The sequence below is a fragment of the Pseudomonas sp. NPDC099000 genome, from assembly GCF_044759925.1.
Lineage (GTDB): Bacteria > Pseudomonadota > Gammaproteobacteria > Pseudomonadales > Pseudomonadaceae > Aquipseudomonas.
In genome coordinates this window covers 283,041-295,281 of the sequence record NZ_JBIWAF010000002.1, presented here as the reverse complement: position 1 = coordinate 295,281, position 12,241 = coordinate 283,041, and the positions used below count along the sequence as shown (strand labels likewise).

Here is a 12,241-nt window from a genome sequence, read left to right as displayed (position 1 = left end):
ATCAGCGGCGACGGAACAGCGGCAGCGGTTCGTCGGTGGCGGACTGATAGGTCACTGAGAAGTCCTTGAGACCTTCAAGGGCTTCGTACGGGTCTTTATCGGCGCGAATGGCAAACGCGTCGAACCCGCAGCGGTGCAGGTAGAACAGTTGGTCGCGCAGCACATCGCCGATCGCCCGCAGTTCGCCTTTGAAACCATAGCGATCACGCAGCAGACGGGCGTTGGAGTAGTTGCGGCCATCGGTGAAGGCCGGGAAGTTCAGGGCAATTACCTTGAACTGATCGACGTCATCACCGATTTCTTCGGCTTCTTCATCGGCATCCAGCCACACGCCAAGACCGCCATCGCGGGCCTTGAGCATGCGACTGTGCTCGCGCCACAGCTGCAGCGGGACGATCAGGTCGTCGCAGTTGCTGATCTCGTCGATGTTGAAGTCCTTGGGCAACAAGTGCCAGGTTTCGTCGACGACCTCGTTGTTCTTAATGATTCGCTGCATAGACGCGTTCCTTGAAGAGGTCGATGCCAATACGCTGATAGGTGTCGATGAAACGCTCGTCTTCGGTACGTTGTTCGATGTACACGTCGATCAGTTTCTCGATCACGTCAGGCATGGCTTCCTGGGCGAAGGACGGGCCAAGGATCTTGCCCAGGCTGGCGTCGCGGCTGGCGCTGCCACCGAGGGAAACCTGGTAGAACTCTTCGCCTTTCTTGTCCACCCCGAGAATGCCGATGTGGCCGACGTGGTGGTGACCACAGGCGTTCATGCAGCCGGAGATGTTCAGGTCCAGCTCGCCGATGTCGAACAGGTAATCCAGGTCTTCGAAACGACGCTGGATCGACTCGGCGATCGGGATCGACTTGGCGTTGGCCAGCGAGCAGAAATCACCGCCAGGGCAGCAGATGATATCGGTCAGCAAGCCGATGTTCGGCGTGGCGAAACCTTGCTCGCGCAACTCGCCCCACATCGCGAACAGTTGGGACTGTTCAACGTCTGCCAGAATGATGTTCTGCTCGTGGGAGGTGCGCAGTTGACCGAAGCTGTAGCGATCGGCCAGGTCGGCCACTGCGTCGAGCTGCTTGTCGGTGATGTCGCCCGGCGCAACGCCGGTCGGCTTCAGGGACAGGGTCACGGCCACATAACCCGGCTTCTTGTGGGCCAGGGTGTTGCGGGTGCGCCAGCGGGCAAAGCCCGGGTGTTCTTTGTCGAGCTCGGCCAGTTCAGCCGCCTGGTTGTCCAGGGTCTTGTAGTCCGGGTCGACGAAGTGTTTGGCGACGCGATGCACTTCGGCTTCGGTCAGCGTGGTCTGGCCACCGCGCAGGTGTTCCATTTCCGCATCGACTTTCTGCGCGAAGACTTCAGGCGTCAGGGCCTTGACCAGAATCTTGATCCGCGCCTTGTACTTGTTGTCCCGACGGCCATAGCGGTTGTAGACCCGCAGGATGGCGTCGAGGTAGCTCAACAGGTCTTGCCACGGCAGGAATTCATTGATGAACGCGCCCACCACTGGTGTACGGCCGAGGCCACCGCCCACGAGTACGCGGAAACCGAGTTCGCCGGCAGCGTTGTGCACCGGCTCAAGGCCGATGTCATGGACTTCGATGGCGGCACGGTCAGACGTCGAGCCGTTGATGGCGATCTTGAACTTGCGCGGCAAGTAAGCGAATTCAGGGTGGAACGTGGTCCACTGACGAACGATCTCGCACCACGGGCGCGGGTCGATCAGCTCATCGGCAGCGACACCGGCGAACTGGTCGGTGGTGACGTTGCGCAGGCAGTTGCCGCTGGTCTGGATCGCGTGCATCTGCACGGTGGCCAGCTCAGCGAGAATGTCCGGGATGTCTTCCAGCGCCGGCCAGTTGAACTGCACGTTCTGCCGGGTACTGATGTGGGCATAGCCCTTGTCATAGTCGCGGGCAATCCTGGCCATCATCCGCGTCTGGCGCGAAGTCAGTTGGCCGTAAGGCACCGCCACCCGCAACATCGGCGCGAAACGCTGGATATAGAGCCCGTTTTGCAGGCGCAGGGGGCGGAATTCTTCTTCGCTCAGCTCGCCTGCCAGATAGCGTCGGGTCTGATCACGGAACTGCTTGACGCGGTCCTCGATGATCCGCTGATCGTACTCGTCGTATACGTACATATAAGTCCTGTTCTCAGGCTTGGGCCGGTCGGATCCAGTTGCGTTTTTCGCTTGCTGAAGTCTCCGATACTGCCTCGGCAATTCTGCGCGCACGGCCGCGCACTCCCTACGGAGCCGGGGCAAGATACCAGTTTGCAGTTATGCGCAAAAGTGATGTTTGAGTATATGTAAAGAACCAAAACGACTAACGAGATCCGTTATTGATAAACCCGTATTTGTCGTGCGGGCAATCGTCGTCTTTACTGTGGTCGAGTCTTTATGCAATCACCGATAAAACCGACAAGAGGCGATGCAATGAGCAACCCTACCAAAGCGACAAAACCTGATAGCACGGTCGATGCTTGGGCGATTCTGTTCCTGATCATCCTGGTCGTGGGCACGGCGGTATTTTGGGTCAGCCATCAATAACCGACCCCGTCCGGGCCCGGTTCCGACGATTGTCGGACGAAAACCGGAATAAACGCCGTTTGCCGGGACTTCGCTGGCTATAATGCGCGGCGAAATTTCCGGGGGCTCGGACGTTAATGTTGAAGTTTTTCTACACCTTCCTGCTGATGCTTGGCGCGGCTTACGGCCCTGCTGCGCAGGCGGAGTCGGTGTTGTTCGTGAATCCCGGGAAGACGGACGAAGCTTTCTGGATCAGCTTTTCGCAGTTCATGCAGGCGGCCGCCAAGGATCTGGGCATTGATCTGCGAATTCTCTATTCCCGGCGCATGCCCGAACTCACTGTGGCGCAAGCCCGCCTGGCGCTGCAAGGTCCCGATCGTCCGGACTATCTGGTGTTCGTCAACGAACAGTACGTCGCCCCGCAGATTTTGCGTCTGGCCCAAGGCAGCGGGGTGAAGCTGTTTACGGTCAATGCTTCGCTGACAGCCAATCAACTGAGCCTGCTGGGCGAGCGTTCTGATCGATTGGGCAGCCTGGTGCCGAACGATGAGGAGGGTGGCTACCTGATGCTCAAGGAGCTGATTCGTCAGCATCCACCGGTGGCGCCCGGTCAGGTCATCGAATTACTGGCGTTTTCCGGCCTGAAGATCACGCCATCGGCACAACTGCGCGAGCAAGGCATGATGCGCGCCTTGGCCGAGCACCCGGAAGTGCGCTTGCGCCAACTGGTTTACGGCGGCTGGACCCGGGGGCGGGCCTATGAACAGGCCAAATTGTTGTTCCGGCGTTACCCGAAAGTCTCGTTGGTGTGGTCTGCCAATGACGAAATGGCGTTTGGCGCCATGCAAGCATTTTCGGAGACGGGTGGAGTGCCCGGCAAAGATGCCTTGTTCAGCGGGGTGAACACGTCGCCCGCCGCACTGCAGGCAATGGTTGACGGTCGCATGAGCGTGTTGTTGGGCGGGCACTTCACGTTGGGCGGTTGGGCGCTGGTGGAGCTGCATGACCATGAACAGGGCGTGGACCTGGACCAGTACGGCGGGCGTGACCGGCTGATTCCTTTACTGCAACTGATCGACAAGGCCCAGGCCAAGCGGTTGTTGGCCATGGGCGCTTCACCGGATTACGGTGTGAACTTCCGTCGTCTGTCAGCCAAGGGGCGGCCGACGTCCTATCGCTATCCGTTCAGCCTGCAAACCCTTATGCGCTAACGCCCGGCCAGATGCACCACCAGCTGCACGATGCCGAACAGCGCCAATGCAAATACCGCCGTGAACAGAATCCCCAGAATCACGAAATGACTCGGCTTGCCGTGGGTGAAGTCCCGCGCCCGATTTTTCCCGCTCTGCACCCCGAACGCCGCCGCCATGACGCTGTGCAGCATCTGCCAGAACGTTGGTGGTTTGTTGTCGACTGGATCGTCCATAAATCCCTCGTCACGTATGTGTGAGAGCTAAGCATAGACAATCACTTTGGGGATGGCACAAATCCTGTGGGAGCGAGCGGGTTGAACCAGGTATTTGTGAACCACCCAAAACAACTGTAGGAGCGAGGCTTGCCCGCGAAGAGGTCATAACATCCAACATCTTCGTTGGCTGTTACGCCGCCTTCGCGGGCAAGCCTCGCTCCTACAGGGGATCTTTGTTGGCTTAAGGGTTAGTTGTCGTACCCGAGGTTCGGGGCCAGCCACCGTTCGGTCACGCTCAGTTCCTGCCCTTTTCGTGATGTGTAGCTCTGCACCTGGTCCTTGTCGATCTTGCCCACTGCAAAGTATTGCGCCTGCGGGTGAGCGAAGTACCAGCCGCTGACCGCTGCTGCCGGGAACATTGCGTAGTGCTCGGTGAGGAACACGCCGCTGCGGCCGGCCTGCATCTCGCGGGCTTCGGGGTCGAGCAAGGCAAACAGGGTGCTTTTCTCGGTGTGATCAGGGCAGGCCGGGTAGCCCGGGGCAGGGCGGATGCCGGTGTATTGCTCTTTGATCAGCGCCTCGTTGTCGAGCGTCTCGTCCTTGGCGTAACCCCAGTGTTCCTTACGGACCTGTTGGTGCAACCATTCGGCACACGCCTCGGCCAGTCGGTCGGCCAGTGCCTTGACCATGATCGAGTTGTAATCGTCGCCAGCGTCCTGATAAGCCTTGGCCACTTCTTCGGCGCCGATCCCGGCGGTGGTGATGAAACCACCCACGTAATCGGTGATTTCGCTGTCCTTCGGCGCGACGAAGTCGGCGAGGGAGAAGTTCGGCTTGCCGTCGGTCTTGATGATCTGCTGGCGCAAGTGATGCAACTTGGCAATCGGTTTGCCGTCATCGCCGTAGACTTCGATGTCATCCTCACGCACCTGGTTGGCCGGCCAGAAGCCGAACACCGCACGGGCACTGATGAGTTTCTCGTCGATCAGTTTGGCGAGCATTTCCTGGGCGTCGGCATACAGCGAGGTGGCGGCTTCACCGACCACTTCATCAGTGAGGATGCGCGGGAACTTGCCGGCCAGGTCCCAGGAGATAAAGAACGGCGTCCAGTCGATGTATTCGGCCAGCACCTTCAAATCGATATTGTCCAGCACGCGGGAACCGGTAAACGTCGGTTTGACCGGCTCGTAAGTGCTCCAGTCGAACTGCGGCTTCTTGGCAATGGCGGCCGGGTAGCTCAGGCGTTCGGTGCGGGCGCTGCGGTTGGCGGTGCGCTCGCGAACGTCGATGTATTCCAGACGGGTTTTCTCGACGAACGCCGGCTTCAGCTCCTTGGACAGCAACTGCGTCGCCACGCCCACAGCGCGGGAGGCGTCGGTGACGTAAATCACTGCGTCGTTGCTGTATTTCGGCTCGATCTTCACCGCCGTGTGCGCTTTCGAGGTGGTCGCGCCACCGATCATCAGCGGCAGGTAAAAGTCCTGACGCTGCATCTCGCGGGCTACGTGGACCATTTCATCCAGCGACGGGGTGATCAGGCCGGACAGGCCGATGATGTCGCATTTCTGCTCCTTGGCCACTTGCAGGATTTTTTCCGCCGGGACCATCACGCCGAGGTCGACGATGTCGTAGCCGTTACAACCGAGCACCACGCCGACGATGTTCTTGCCGATGTCGTGCACGTCGCCTTTCACTGTGGCCATCAGGATCTTGCCCTTGGCCTCCGGCTTGTCGCCTTTTTCCAGCTCGATGAACGGGATCAAGTGGGCCACAGCCTGTTTCATCACACGGGCGGATTTCACCACCTGCGGCAGGAACATTTTGCCGGCGCCGAACAGGTCGCCGACGATGTTCATGCCGGACATCAACGGGCCTTCGATCACTTCGATCGGACGAGTGAACGACTGGCGCGACTCTTCGGTGTCTTCCACGATGTGCGTGGTGATGCCCTTGACCAGCGCATGCTCCAGACGCTTGTTGACGTCCCAGTTGCGCCACTCTTCGGTCTCGGCTTCCTTGACGCTGCCGTCGCCCTTGTACTTGTCGGCGATGGCGAGGAGGGCGTCGGTGCCCTCTGGCGTGCGGTTAAGGATCACGTCCTCCACGGCATCGCGCAGTTCCGCCGGGATCTGGTCGTAGATCTCCAGCTGCCCGGCGTTGACGATACCCATGGTCAGGCCGTTGCGGATCGCATACAGCAGGAACACCGAGTGAATCGCCTCACGCACCGGGTTGTTGCCACGGAACGAGAACGACACGTTGGACACGCCGCCCGAGGTCAGCGCATACGGCAGTTCGTCGCGGATGTAGGCACAGGCGTTGATGAAGTCCACAGCGTAGTTGTTGTGTTCTTCGATGCCGGTGGCCACGGCGAAGATGTTCGGGTCGAAGATGATGTCTTCCGGCGGGAAGCCGACTTCGTTGACCAGAATGTCGTAGGAGCGTTTGCAAATCTCTTTCTTGCGCGCTTCGGTGTCGGCCTGGCCGGCTTCGTCAAAGGCCATCACCACCACGGCGGCGCCATAGCGCTTGCACAGTTTGGCGTGGTGAATGAACTGCTCGACGCCTTCTTTCATGCTGATCGAGTTGACGATGCCCTTGCCCTGGATGCACTTGAGGCCGGCTTCGATCACTTCCCACTTCGAGGAGTCGATCATGATCGGCACACGGGAGATGTCCGGTTCACCGGCAATCAGATTGAGGAAGGTCACCATGGCCTTCTTCGAATCGAGCATCCCTTCGTCCATGTTGATGTCGATGATCTGGGCGCCGGCTTCAACCTGTTGCAGCGCCACTTCCAGAGCTTCGGTGTAGTTGTCTTCACGGATCAGGCGGGCGAATTTGGCGGAACCGGTGATGTTGGTGCGCTCGCCGACGTTGACGAACAGCGAGCTGCGATCAATGGTGAACGGCTCCAGGCCCGAGAGGCGGCAAGCCTTCGGAATTTCCGGAATGACACGTGGCGCATAACCGGCCACGGCTTTGGCGATGGCTTCGATGTGGCCCGGCGTGGTCCCGCAGCAGCCGCCAACGATGTTGAGGAAACCGCTCTGGGCGAATTCTTCGATGACCTTGGCGGTTTCCGACGGCAGTTCGTCGTACTCGCCGAATTCGTTGGGCAGGCCGGCGTTCGGGTGCGCCGAAACGTGGGTACCGGCCTTGTTCGACAGTTCTTCCAGGTACGGGCGCAATTCGCTGGCGCCGAGGGCACAGTTCAGGCCGACCGAGATCGGCTTGGCGTGGGCTACCGAGTTCCAGAACGCTTCGGTGGTCTGGCCGGACAGGGTACGGCCGGAGGCGTCGGTGATGGTGCCGGAAATCATGATCGGCAGTTCGATACCCAGCTCTTCGAACACACCTTGCACAGCGAAGATCGCGGCCTTGGCGTTCAGCGTGTCGAAAATGGTTTCGATCAGGATCAGGTCGGCGCCGCCTTCGATCAGGCCTTTGGTGGCCTCGGTGTAGTTTTCCACCAACTCATCGAAGGTGACGTTACGGTAGCCGGGGTTGTTCACGTCCGGCGACAGCGAGCAGGTGCGGCTGGTCGGCCCGATCACGCCAGCGACGAAGCGCGGCTTGTCGGGGGTTTCCAGGGTCTTGGCGTCGGCCACCTTGCGTGCCAGACGTGCGCCTTCTACGTTTAATTCGTATGCCAGGCCTTGCATGCCGTAATCGGCCAGGGAAACCTGGGTGGCGTTGAAAGTGTTGGTCTCCAGAATGTCGGCACCGGCATCCAGGTAGGCTTTCTCGATGGAGCCGATCACGTCCGGGCGCGTCAACACCAAGAGGTCGTTGTTACCTTTGACGTCGCTCGGCCAGTCAGCGAAGCGTTTGCCGCGATAATCCTGCTCTTCGAGCTTGTAGCTCTGGATCATCGTGCCCATGCCGCCATCGAGAATCAGAATGCGCTCTTTGAGGGCGTGCTTGAAAGCTTGAAGGCGAACACTGCGATCGGACATTGGGACTACTCGAAAAGACCATGACGAAGGGCCGGGATGATAGCAAACCTGTGCGGTTTTAGAGCATATCCCGGATTTGCATGAATATCGCTCATGTTGGTGCGAGAGCCGGAACGGTAGAATCGCGGCGTTTTTTCAGGATCAGGACCAGGGACATGTCGTATCGCGTCATCACCAGCATATTTATGCTGCTTATTAGCTGGGATGCCGTTGCGCAAGGTCCGGCGATTTCCTACACGCGTGACATTCAGCCGATCTTCACCGAAAAGTGCGTGGCCTGCCATGCCTGCTACGACTCCGCCTGTCAGCTCAATCTGGGCAGCGGCGAAGGGGTGGCGCGTGGTGCGACCAAAGCCCCGGTCTACGACGGCGAACGCAGTCAGGCCGCGGCGCCGACCCGGTTGTTTTATGATGCTTTCGGCAAGCGTGCCTGGCAGCAGAAGGGCTTCTATTCTGTACTCGACGCCCAAGGCAGCCAGGCGGCGTTGATGGCGCGAATGCTGGAGCTGGGCCACACAACCCCGCTGCAACCCAACGCCAAATTGCCGGAAGACATCGTCCTGGGCCTGAACCGGGAAAACATGTGCGCCATGCCGGCGGAATTCGACGGCTACGCCAGTACCCACCCGAAAGAAGGCATGCCGCTGGCGGTCACCGGCCTGACCGACCAGCAATACCAGACGCTGCAACGCTGGCTGGCTTCCGGTGCGCCCATCGATGAGCAAGGCCTGGTGCCAAGCGCGAAGGAAGCCTTGCAGGTGGTGCAGTGGGAAAACCTGCTCAACGCTCCGGGTGCCCGGCAAAGCCTGGTCGGCCGCTGGTTATTCGAGCATTGGTTTATCGCCCATATTTACTTCAAGGACGGTGAGCCTGGGCATTTCTTTCAATGGGTGCGTTCGCGCACCCCGACGGGACAGCCGATCGACCTGATCGACACTCGCCGCCCGAATGACGATCCGGGCACTCAGATTTATTACCGTTTATGGCCGGTGCAGGGCGTGATCGTGCACAAGACCCACATCACCTATCCGCTGAGCGCGGCGAAGATGGCGCGGATCAAAAGCCTTTTTTATAGCGGCAACTGGCAGGTCGATGCCTTGCCGGGATACGGGCCGGAACGCCGGGCCAATCCGTTCAGCACGTTTGAAGCGATCCCGGCTCAGGCGCGTTATCAGTTCATGCTCGATAACGCCGAATACTTCGTCCGCACCTTCATTCGCGGCCCGGTCTGCCGTGGCCAGATCGCCACAGACGTGATTCGTGACAACTTCTGGGCGTTGTTCCAGGCGCCGGAGCATGACCTCTACATCACCGACCCGAACTACCGCGGCCAGGTCACGCCGTTGTTGGCGATGCCGGGACAAAACGACGATGTTGGCAGCGTCCTGAGCCTGTGGCATGACTACCGCGACAAGCGCAACGAGTACGAAGCGCTACGCCGGGACAATTACGCCGATCTGCCGGCGCCGAGCTGGTCGACCCTGTGGGCAGGCAACGACAACGCGCTGCTGAGCATCTTTCGGCATTTCGACAGCGCGTCGGTGAACAAGGGCCTGATCGGCAACGTGCCGCAAACCATCTGGCTGTTTGACTATCCGCTGCTGGAACGCACGTATTATCAGTTGGTGGTCAACTTCGACGTGTTCGGCAACGTCTCTCACCAGGCGCAGACACGCCTGTACTTCGACCTGATCCGCAACGGCGCCGAGCAGAATTTCCTGCGCCTGATGCCGGCCGATTCGCGGGACGATTACCTCAATGACTGGTACCAGGCCGGTGGCCAGTTCAAGATGTGGCTGGATTACGAGGCCATCGACAATGACAAGCCGACGGCACTGAAACTGGATGAGAAGGACCCCAAGCGCGACTTTGCGATGCAGCTGTTGACCCGTTACGGCGAACTCAATGCCAGGCCAGATCCGATCAACCGTTGTGACGGCGCTTACTGTTCCCGACCGAACATCGACCCGGCGTTGCAGAGTGCCGAGCAGGCGCTGAGTCGCCTGACTTCACGCCCGGCTGCCGGGTTGAAGGTCATCGATCAGTTGCCGGAAGCGACCATGCTGCGCATCGAGACGGCGAGCGGCAAGCGCGAGGTCTACAGCCTGCTGCGCAACCGGGCCCACAGCAATGTGGCATTCCTGCTCGGTGAATCGCTGCGCTATCAGCCGGGACTCGATACGTTGACGATTTTCCCGGGCGTGCTCAGCAGCTATCCGAATTTCATATTCAACATTCCTGCCGACCAGGTGCCGGCGTTCGTCGATGCGATGGAAAACGCCAAGGACGCGCACCGTTTCGAGAAAATCGTCGAGCGCTGGGGCATTCGCCGCAGCCATCCGCAGTTCTGGTTTTACTTCCACGACCTGAGTCGCTACCTCCACGAAACCGAGCCGTTGGAAGAGGGCGTGCTGGACATGAACCGGTACGAGAATCTTTGATCGACCTTTGACTGCTGGCCGGTGTCGGACTCAATAGGCACCGCCATTCCCCTGTAGGAGCGAAGCTTGCTCGCGAAGGCAATCGACCGGCCGACAATGATGTTGAATGTACAGGCCACTTCGCGAGCAAGCTTCGCTCCTACAGGGAACTGTGGTGGTTTTGGGTCTTGCGGTGGAGGGGCGTCGATGTTGATTTCAGTACAGGCACTGCGCGCTGTCGCGGCCTGGACAGTGGTCTGCCACCACTTCATGCAGATTTTCTTCGACTTCAAGGCCCGAGGCCCGGTGGGGCAGATGTTCATCGACAAAGGCGCGGTGGGCGTTGATATCTTCTTCGTCATCAGTGGCCTGGTGATCTTCCTGTCCACTGAAGGCAAATCGCTGCCGCCAGCGCGGTTTCTGCTGTATCGACTGTTTCGCATCGTTCCGGCGTACTGGCTGTACACAGTGCTGATGGCGCTGGTGGTCGTGTTTGCGCAGCCTGTGTTGCCGGATCAGACGGTCGACTGGTCGCATTTCCTGCTGTCGCTGTTATTCATTCCCACGGAGAACCCCGGTGGCTACGGGATTTATCCGACCCTCAATGTCGGCTGGACGCTGAATTACGAAATGCTGTTCTACGTGCTGTTTGCCTGGGCATTGCTCTTCCGCTTGCAGGTTCGGTTGCTGATCGTCGGCGCGCTGCTGTTTGCGGTGTGCCAGGCGTGGACCGGTTATGGCTGGATCAGCGAGTTCTACCGCTCGGACATTGTTTATGAGTTTCTGCTGGGGATCGCCATCGGCATGATCTATCGGCGCGGCTGGATCAAACCCGGTTTCTGGCTGCCCTTGCTGGGGATTGGCGGCGCGTTGCTGGCGATTTATAACCTGGCGCCGCAGCCGCGTTTCCTGGCCTGGGGCGTACCTGGTGCGGTGTTGGTGATGGCGTGCATGGCGCTGGAACGCTATGTCGAGAACGCCCGGCTGTTCAAGGTGCTTGGCGATTGTTCCTACTCGGTTTACCTGATGCACGTGCTGGTGCTGTCTGTCGGAGGGTTTGTCGCACAGCGTTATGGGGTAAATCCCTACGTGATGTTCGCCGTTTGCGTGGTGACCATCGGACTGGCTTCCTGGGCAAGTTACGAATTTGTAGAAAAATGCAGCTATCGGTGGCTTAAAGGCTGGATTGACGGCGAATTGGCGAGCAACGCTGTTCCGGCTCTTTCCCGACAAAAATACTAGGACTTTGTACGGCGCGATGATTGGCGTAAACTGCGCCCAAGCCTGCGAGGAGTTTCCATGACCGCTATTACCATCACCGACGCCGCCCACGATTATCTGGCTGATCTGCTCTCCAAGCAGAACACCCCGGGTATCGGCATCCGCGTCTTTATCACCCAGCCTGGCACCCAGTACGCCGAAACCTGCATTGCCTACTGCAAGCCGGGCGAAGAAAAACCTGAAGACACCGCGTTGGGGCTGAAAAGCTTCACCGCTTACATCGATTCGTTCAGCGAAGCTTTCCTGGACGACGCGGTCGTCGACTACGCTACCGACCGCATGGGCGGCCAGCTGACGATCAAGGCGCCGAACGCCAAAGTGCCGATGGTCAACGCCGACAGTCCGGTCAACGAGCGCATCAACTACTACCTGCAAACCGAGATCAACCCGGGGCTGGCCAGTCACGGCGGTCAGGTCAGCCTGATCGATGTGGTCGAAGACGGCATCGCCGTACTGAAGTTCGGCGGCGGTTGCCAGGGCTGCGGCCAGGCAGACGTCACCCTTCGCGAAGGCATCGAGCGCACCTTGCTCGAGCGCATTCCCGAGCTCAAGGGTGTACGCGATGTGACCGACCATACGCAGAAAGAAAACGCCTACTACTAAGGTGTTCGCTGCGAAATGAAAAAACGGCGCCCCGTGAGCGCCGTT

General features: G+C 59.5%; 8 protein-coding genes. 4 read left to right on the top strand and 4 right to left on the bottom strand.

Annotated features, from left to right (window positions below; genetic code table 11):
- Position 1: 1 nt before the first annotated feature.
- Both ACIQV9_RS03565 and ACIQV9_RS03560 read right to left on the bottom strand, forming a co-directional pair.
- Entirely contained in the window at positions 2–496 is a 495-nt protein-coding gene (locus ACIQV9_RS03565) for a DUF934 domain-containing protein (protein ID WP_403098188.1), read from the bottom strand.
- Complete coding sequence (locus ACIQV9_RS03560; protein WP_403098186.1) at positions 480–2,138, bottom strand: nitrite/sulfite reductase; 1,659 nt, start codon at positions 2,136–2,138, stop codon at positions 480–482. Before ACIQV9_RS03560 ends, ACIQV9_RS03565 begins: the two co-directional genes overlap by 17 nt.
- 524 nt (positions 2,139–2,662) lie before the next feature.
- On the opposite strand from ACIQV9_RS03560, the gene ACIQV9_RS03555 reads away from it, so the two are divergent.
- Entirely contained in the window at positions 2,663–3,736 is a 1,074-nt protein-coding gene (locus ACIQV9_RS03555; protein WP_403098184.1) for an ABC transporter substrate-binding protein, read from the top strand.
- Here the strand turns inward: ACIQV9_RS03555 and ACIQV9_RS03550 are convergent.
- Together ACIQV9_RS03550 and metH are read right to left on the bottom strand one after the other, a co-directional pair.
- Entirely contained in the window at positions 3,733–3,951 is a 219-nt protein-coding gene (locus ACIQV9_RS03550) for a DUF2970 domain-containing protein (RefSeq protein ID WP_403098182.1), read from the bottom strand. The two genes, ACIQV9_RS03555 and ACIQV9_RS03550, sit on opposite strands and share 4 nt — an antisense overlap.
- Before the next feature lie 230 nt (positions 3,952–4,181).
- Positions 4,182–7,892 carry a methionine synthase gene (gene metH, locus ACIQV9_RS03545; protein ID WP_403098180.1) on the bottom strand — a complete coding sequence of 1,237 codons (3,711 nt, stop codon included), beginning with the start codon at positions 7,890–7,892 and terminating at the stop codon, positions 4,182–4,184.
- Between the two features lie 155 nt (positions 7,893–8,047).
- Here metH and ACIQV9_RS03540 point away from each other — a divergent pair, with 155 nt between their 5' ends.
- The 3 genes from ACIQV9_RS03540 to nfuA all read left to right on the top strand — a co-directional run bounded on the left by ACIQV9_RS03540 (position 8,048) and on the right by nfuA (position 12,196).
- The gene (locus ACIQV9_RS03540; protein WP_403098178.1) at positions 8,048–10,333 is read left to right on the top strand and encodes a fatty acid cis/trans isomerase; all 2,286 of its coding nucleotides are present in this window, start codon (positions 8,048–8,050) and stop codon (positions 10,331–10,333) included.
- Positions 10,334–10,519: 186 nt separating this feature from the next.
- On the top strand, positions 10,520–11,554 hold the full coding sequence (locus ACIQV9_RS03535; protein ID WP_403098176.1) for an acyltransferase family protein: 1,035 nt from the start codon (positions 10,520–10,522) through the stop codon (positions 11,552–11,554).
- 57 nt (positions 11,555–11,611) lie between these two features.
- Positions 11,612–12,196: a Fe-S biogenesis protein NfuA gene (gene nfuA / locus ACIQV9_RS03530; protein WP_007898222.1), complete on the top strand. Its 585-nt coding sequence runs from the start codon at positions 11,612–11,614 to the stop codon at positions 12,194–12,196.
- The last annotated feature ends 45 nt before the right edge of the window (positions 12,197–12,241 follow it).

Bases quoted from the DNA above. Each gene is read 5' to 3' on its own strand.
- ACIQV9_RS03565 (WP_403098188.1), bottom strand. From the start codon at position 496: ATGCAGCGAATCATTAAGAACAACGAGGTCGTCGACGAAACCTGGCAC.
- ACIQV9_RS03560 (WP_403098186.1), bottom strand. From the start codon at position 2,138: ATGTACGTATACGACGAGTACGATCAGCGGATCATCGAGGACCGCGTC.
- ACIQV9_RS03555 (WP_403098184.1), top strand. From the start codon at position 2,663: ATGTTGAAGTTTTTCTACACCTTCCTGCTGATGCTTGGCGCGGCTTAC.
- ACIQV9_RS03550 (WP_403098182.1), bottom strand. From the start codon at position 3,951: ATGGACGATCCAGTCGACAACAAACCACCAACGTTCTGGCAGATGCTG.
- metH (WP_403098180.1), bottom strand. From the start codon at position 7,892: ATGTCCGATCGCAGTGTTCGCCTTCAAGCTTTCAAGCACGCCCTCAAA.
- ACIQV9_RS03540 (WP_403098178.1), top strand. From the start codon at position 8,048: ATGTCGTATCGCGTCATCACCAGCATATTTATGCTGCTTATTAGCTGG.
- ACIQV9_RS03535 (WP_403098176.1), top strand. From the start codon at position 10,520: ATGTTGATTTCAGTACAGGCACTGCGCGCTGTCGCGGCCTGGACAGTG.
- nfuA (WP_007898222.1), top strand. From the start codon at position 11,612: ATGACCGCTATTACCATCACCGACGCCGCCCACGATTATCTGGCTGAT.